The organism is Amphibacillus indicireducens, from assembly GCF_039539605.1.
Classification (GTDB): domain Bacteria; phylum Bacillota; class Bacilli; order Bacillales; family Amphibacillaceae; genus Amphibacillus; species Amphibacillus indicireducens.
On the sequence record NZ_BAABDL010000147.1, the window covers coordinates 707 to 1,087 of the forward strand.

Genomic DNA, 381 nt, shown 5'->3' on the forward strand with positions numbered 1-381 from the left:
GATAAAATTTGACGATGTTTTTAGGGCGATAGCTTAAGTTCGTGACAATGAAGGAATAACGAAATAAGAGTTCGCCTTCTGGTCTCTCTAACTTGACGATCACTCGTCTTGACTTGTTCCAGCTTGCCGCCTTGTAGGCTATTTCTTTATAAAACACATAAGGCGCACCGTTATTAAGTTTTAGTCGATTCCCGATTTGATGTTCAATGTCTTGAGCCATCGATGTTAAACGCTTATTTGATTTAAGGCGAATGGCGTACTTGAGCTCATGCTCTTCGCATAATTCATACAGGGCAGGGACAGCGAAACCACTATCACCCCTGACAGCGATAGTTGCACTTGGATTTATTTTTTTATATTCCTTGATCACAGGACCAACAA

1 protein-coding gene is annotated in these 381 nt (G+C 40.9%); it reads right to left on the reverse strand.

The window, feature by feature from the left end:
• On the reverse strand, positions 1–381 hold a 381-nt coding region (locus ABD814_RS13350; protein WP_344913899.1), incomplete at both ends, for a transposase.